The sequence below is a fragment of the Cobetia sp. MC34 genome (assembly GCF_018340035.1).
GTDB classification, from domain to species: domain Bacteria; phylum Pseudomonadota; class Gammaproteobacteria; order Pseudomonadales; family Halomonadaceae; genus Cobetia; species Cobetia amphilecti.
In genome coordinates, this window is sequence record NZ_JADPPY010000069.1 from 1 (window position 1) to 4,596 (window position 4,596).

Sequence of the window (4,596 nt, forward strand, 5' to 3'; positions counted from 1 at the left end):
ACTAGCCGGATAAACCGGCTAGTAGAGGAAATAGGCCATCTATACAGGTCAGAAAGCGACCGCTGTTGCGGTTGAAGCACCAGTCTGAGCGCTGCAAACGCGTAGAACCGAATTGATCATCGGTTCCCTAGAACAACAGGTTATTGAATATTACTCCTGTATATTCTATTTGGTTTTAACGTTATTCTTTTTTTGCGTTGTTGCCGTTTCAGGCGTAGGCTTGAGGCATCAATCCTTGAGCGAAACAGGAGGTCGGAAGATGGCAACCTCAACACAGCGCCCCCAGGTCGAGAGCTTCTTCGACGAAGGCAGCAACACCTTCACGCACCTGGTGCGCGATCCGCAGTCCCGCCAGTGCGCGATCATCGATCCCGTGCTTGACTTCGACTATCCCGCAGGCCACACCAGTACCCGCTCAGCGGATGCCTTGCTCGCGCATATCGAAGCCGAATCCCTCGAGGTGGCGTGGATTCTCGAGACCCACGTTCACGCCGACCATCTGTCAGCGGCCACCTATCTAAAAGGCAAGCTGGATTGCCAGCTGGCGATCGGGGCGCGTATACGCGAAGTGCAGGACATCTTTGCCGATATCTTTGCCGCCGAGGCGGGTTTCGCGCGTGATGGCCGCCAGTTCGATCGCTTGCTCGAAGAGGGCGACAGCCTGGCGATCGGGGGGCTTGAATGCCGCGTCCTGCATACGCCGGGCCATACGCCGGCCTGCGTCAGCTACGTGATCGGCGACGCCGTCTTCGTCGGCGATACCCTGTTCATGCCCGATTACGGCACCGCGCGCTGCGATTTCCCCGGCGGCGATGCGCGTACGCTGTATCGCTCGATTCACAAGGTGCTCTCGCTAGCGGACAGCACACGCATCTTCCTGTGCCATGATTATTCGGCCGAAGGGCGGGAAGGCTTCTGCTGCCAGACGTCGGTGGGTGAGCAGCGTGAGCACAATATCCATGTGCATGACGGCATCGATGAGCAGGCTTTCGTCGACATGCGTACCAAGCGTGATGCCGGGCTTGGCATGCCGCGTCTGATGCTGCCGGCGGTGCAGGTGAACATGCGTGCCGGCCAGATGCCGCCGGAAGAAGACAATGGTCGCGCCTATCTCAAGATTCCGCTCAACCTGCCGTTTGATCAGTTTTGATGGCTGCCATGCCGGCAGGGAGTATGTCCAGGCGCTTTGCCTATGTAGCTTACTTACGTAATTTTGTGACTCAAATGGACGATTTTCCGCGATGGGAGCCTTATCGATGAGCCAGAGCACGCCACAGACCCCGCCAGTTTCGGATTCTGCAACGACGCCTTGTGACAACCAGGGGGCTGATTCGGCCGCGGAAGCGACCCGCACCGCCAATCACCGCCTGGCACCCAACGCCCACAAGGTGGTGATCATCGGTGGCGGGGCCGGCGGTATCGCGGTGGCGGCCAGTCTGCTCAAGCGCCAGCCGGGCATGGACATCGCCATCGTCGAACCCGCCGAGCAGCACAGCTATCAGCCGGGCTGGACGATGGTCGGTGGCGGCATCTTCACGCCGGAATTCACGCGCAAGCCGATGCACTCGGTGATGCCCAAGGGCGTGCACTGGTATCGCGATACGGCCACCGGCATCGATGCCGAGGCGCATGAAGTCACGCTCGGCAATGGCCATCGTCTGCGCTACGAGCGTCTGGTGATCGCCATCGGGCTGGAGCTGGACTGGGGCGCCATCGACGGGCTTGAGGAGACGCTGGGAATGAATGGCGTCACCTCCAACTACCGCTATGATCTCGCGCCCTATACCTGGCAGCTGGTGCAGACCCTCAAGGGCGGCAAGGCGCTGTTTACCCAGCCGCCGATGCCTATCAAGTGCGCTGGTGCGCCGCAGAAGGCGATGTATCTGGCCTGCGATCACTGGCAGCGCGAGAACGTGCTGTCGCAGCTCGAGGTCAGCTTCCACAACGCCGGCGGCGTGATGTTCGGCGTGCCGGCCTACGTGCCAGCGCTGGAAGAGGCGGTTGCAGGCTATGGCATCGATGTCAGGTTCCATCAGCGGCTGGTCGCGGTGGGTGGCGAGACGCAGACGGCACGCTTCGAGGTGCCGGCAGCCGAGGAGGGTGGCGAGCCGGAGATCGTCGAGCAGTCCTTCGACATGCTGCATGTGGTGCCGCCACAGAAGGCGCCGGCGTTGATCGCACAATCCGGGCTGGCCAACGCCGCAGGCTGGCTGGATCTCGAACCCGAGACCCTGCAGCACATGAGCCATCCCGACATCTTCGGGCTGGGCGATGTCAGTGGTACCTCGAATGCCAAGACTGCCGCGGCCGTGCGCAAGCAGTCCCCCGTGGTGGTCGAGAACCTGCTGGCGACGCTGACCGGTGGCGCGCTCACGGCGGGCTATCGGGGCTATGGCTCCTGCCCGCTGACGGTGGAGAAAGGCCGCATCGTGCTGGCGGAATTCGGCTACGGCGGCGAACTGCAGCCGACCTTCCCCAAGTGGGTCAATGACGGCACGCGTCCGACTAGCCTGGCCTGGCAGCTCAAGGCGCGGGGGCTGCCGTTCATCTACTGGAACCTGCTGCTCAAGGGCCACGAATGGCTGGCGCGTCCGGCGTCACGCGATGTCTGAGCCGGTTCTAGAGGCAAAGGGGACGTCGTTTGCCCGTTGGCTGCCGCTGGCGGGTTGGCTTGCCCACTATGACCGCCACAGTCTCGGGCGTGATCTGCTGGCGGCGGTGATCGTCAGCGTCATGCTGGTGCCTCAGGCGCTGGCCTATGCACTGCTGGCGGGGTTGCCGGCGCAGGTCGGCCTCTACGCCAGCATGCTGCCGCTGGTGCTGTATGCGCTGTTCGGGACCAGCAGCACCCTGGCGGTGGGGCCGGTGGCGATCATCTCGCTGATGACGGCCTCGGCGATCGCGGGCATGAGCGGCGCCGATGGCGCGGCGCTCTCCACGCCCGAGATGCTGGCCGCCGCGCTGCTGCTGGCCTTTCTCTCCGGCGCGATGCTGATCGCCATGGGGCTGTTGCGCCTGGGAGTGCTGGTGAATTTCATCAGCCACCCGGTGATCTCGGGCTTCATGACCGCCTCGGGCATCCTGATCATCGCCAGTCAGCTCGGGCCCATCACCGGCCTGAGCCTGAGCGGCGGCAATCTGATCGCGATGGGCGAGTCGCTGTCGTCAGGCGCGCAAGAGCTGCACTGGCCGACACTCGCCATCGGGCTGGGCTGCCTGGCGTGGCTGATCCTGGCACGTCGTCATCTCAAGCACGGCCTGATGGCCTTGCGGATGAGTGAGAGCGCGGCGGGCATGCTGTGCAAGACCACGCCGATCATCGCCGTCATCGTCTCCAGCCTGCTGGCCTGGGGGCTGAGTGATCCTCTCGTTCAGGGCGAACAGCTTGAGCAGGGCAAGAGCGGCATGGCGCTGGTCGGGGCCGTGCCCGGCGGGCTGCCCGACCTCAGCCTGCCGAGCCTTGTCAGCCATGACTGGTCGGGTCTGCTGATCTCGGCACTCTTGATCAGCGTGGTCGGCTTCGTCGAATCGCTGGCGCTGGCCCAGACCCTCGCCGCGCGGCGCCGTCAGCGCATCGACCCCGACAAGGAGCTGATCGCGCTGGGCGTCTCCAACATGGGCGCAGGCGTCAGCGGTGGCATGCCGATCTCGGGCGGGCTGTCGCGCTCGGTGGTCAACTTCGATGCCGGTGCCGCCACGCCCTTGGCGGGGGCCTTTACCGCCATCGGCATTCTGCTCGCCAGCCTGTGGCTGACCGACTGGCTGGCGTGGCTGCCGCGCGCGACGCTGGCGGCGATCATCATCGTCGCCACCACCAGCCTGATCGATATCGCGGCGATCAAACGCACCTTCCGCTATTCGAAGGGTGACGGTGCGGCGCTGATGATCACGCTGATCATCACCCTCGCGCATGGGGTGGAAAGCGGCATCATCGTCGGTATCGCCGTGTCGCTGGGGCTCTATCTCAAGCGCACCAGCCAGCCGCACAGTGCGCTGGTCGGGCGCGTGCCGGGCAGCGAGCACTTTCGCAATGTCGAGCGTCATGAGGTGGAGACCGACCCCGAACTGGCGATTCTGCGCATCGACGAGAGTCTGTATTTCGCCAATGCACGCTATCTGGAAGACACCGTGCTGGCGCTGATGGCCGAACGCCCCTCGCTCAAGCATCTGGTGCTGGCCTGCCAGGCGGTCAATCTGATCGACGCCTCGGCGCTGGAAAGCCTGGAAGTCATCAATGAACGCCTGAGCGCCGCTGGTGTGAAGCTGCATCTGAGTGAAGTGAAGGGCCCGGTGATGGACCGCCTCAAGTGCTCGGAGCTGCCGGCCAATCTCGGCGGTGACATCTATCTCAGCACCTTCGATGCCTGGCAGGCGCTGAGCATTCATGGCAGCCACTGCGGCCAGTCCTGCGCGCGGGACGGCATCAGCCAGACGGCGGCGGTCGGCTGATAGAGGAAGGCGCTGGTTTCATCCCGCCTTATTCACGAGTGCCCTGATCAGGCGGCTTGAAGTGGCTGGCCGTTGGGTTCTCGCACCAGGGGCGCTATCTACGCCGTAACGGCCCGCTGAATCATGCCCAAATGCTGCTCTTCTGTC

The 4,596-nt window shown here is 63.7% G+C and carries 3 protein-coding genes; all 3 read left to right on the plus strand.

The genetic code is table 11. The features are described 5' to 3' along the window. Positions 1 to 259 precede the first annotated feature (259 nt). Entirely contained in the window at positions 260 to 1,150 is an 891-nt protein-coding gene (locus IZU87_RS17030) for an MBL fold metallo-hydrolase (protein WP_213115336.1), read from the plus strand. A 106-nt stretch (positions 1,151 to 1,256) separates the two neighbouring features. Next, complete coding sequence (locus tag IZU87_RS17035; RefSeq protein WP_213115337.1) at positions 1,257 to 2,612, plus strand: NAD(P)/FAD-dependent oxidoreductase; 1,356 nt, start codon at positions 1,257 to 1,259, stop codon at positions 2,610 to 2,612. After that, the gene (locus IZU87_RS17040; protein WP_213115338.1) at positions 2,605 to 4,449 is read left to right on the plus strand and encodes a SulP family inorganic anion transporter; all 1,845 of its coding nucleotides are present in this window, start codon (positions 2,605 to 2,607) and stop codon (positions 4,447 to 4,449) included. The genes IZU87_RS17035 and IZU87_RS17040 overlap by 8 nt, the downstream gene beginning before the upstream one ends. Positions 4,450 to 4,596: the final 147 nt, after the last annotated feature.

Coding starts and splice junctions, on each gene's coding strand:
- IZU87_RS17030 (WP_213115336.1), top strand. CDS start 260: ATGGCAACCTCAACACAGCGCCCCCAGGTCGAGAGCTTCTTCGACGAA.
- IZU87_RS17035 (WP_213115337.1), top strand. CDS start 1,257: ATGAGCCAGAGCACGCCACAGACCCCGCCAGTTTCGGATTCTGCAACG.
- IZU87_RS17040 (WP_213115338.1), top strand. CDS start 2,605: ATGTCTGAGCCGGTTCTAGAGGCAAAGGGGACGTCGTTTGCCCGTTGG.